The following is a 1,134-nucleotide window of genomic DNA, read 5'->3' on the forward strand; positions in this document are numbered from 1 at the left end:
TCTTCTTGAAGTACCCACCATTCAGCAGTTAATGTAGGGTTTTTTAAATCCATTGGAGAGATTCTTATTAAATCCCTTCCCTTTTGAGTTGAAATTATATTTTTTCCTTTTCTTTCTATAAAACCTAATTCTAATAATCTTTCAATTATATTTGCCCTTGTTGCAGGAGTTCCAATCCCACCTGATTCTCCTTTTTTTCCCTTGTCTTTTTCTTTTAATAGTTTTTTTATTTCAGGGTCAGAAACATATTTAGAAATAGAAGTCATATCCTTTAATAAACTAGCTTCAGTATATCTTGTAAGTGGTTTAGTTTCTTTTTCTTCAACTAGATCACTTATGAAATTTGAAGTATATGTACCTGGAACTAATTTTGATAAATCTGTTGAATTTTCTTCATTATCTGAATCTAATTTATCATTTAAATAATTTTTAAACCCTGGAATAATAATTCTAGTAGATGTTGATTTTAAATCGTTCTCTAACACTAAAGTTGAAGTTGCTTCAGTTTTTTCTTTAACACAATTAGGTAAAAATTGAATTATATAGTAATCACAAATTGCCTTATAAACATTCCTTTCTTTATCTCCTAATTCACTTATATTAACCTTTGTTTTCGTAGGAATAATTGCGTGATGTGCTGTAACAAAACTATCATTAAAACATTCTGAAGCAGGAAATTTTTTAGTATTTAATTCAGGAACTATTATATTTAAATTTTTTAAAACAACATCCATCACAATATCAGCTTCGTTATAATGTTCTACACTTAAATATTGACAGTCAGAACGATTATAAGTAATTGCTTTATATTTATCTCTTAAAGTTTGAGTAAGCTCTAAAGTATCCGAAGGTGAATATCCCCATTTTTTATTACAATAAATTTGTAATTCATTCAAATTAAAAGGAAGTGGTGCTTTTTCAATTACTTTTTCTTTTTTTATTTCAATATCAAAAGATTTATTTTGAGAATATCCTTTCAATTCTTCGTAAAGTTGCTTATTATACCTCTCTTCGCTATTCTCTTTAGATAATATATACTTCAACCTTAACGGAGTATTTTCTTTCAAATTACAGATTTCATTTAATAATTTTTTTTGATAATCAGCTTTTTTAGCTTCATCTATAAATTCAGTT

1 protein-coding gene is annotated in these 1,134 nt (G+C 26.4%); it reads right to left on the reverse strand.

Annotation, left to right across the window (positions count from 1 at the left end; all coding sequences use genetic code 11):
- Nucleotides 1-1,134: DNA topoisomerase (locus L988_RS09030; RefSeq protein WP_231549837.1), on the reverse strand; the 1,134-nt coding region annotated here is incomplete at both ends.

Origin of the sequence: Cetobacterium sp. ZWU0022 (assembly GCF_000800875.1) — a bacterium.
GTDB lineage: Bacteria > Fusobacteriota > Fusobacteriia > Fusobacteriales > Fusobacteriaceae > Cetobacterium_A.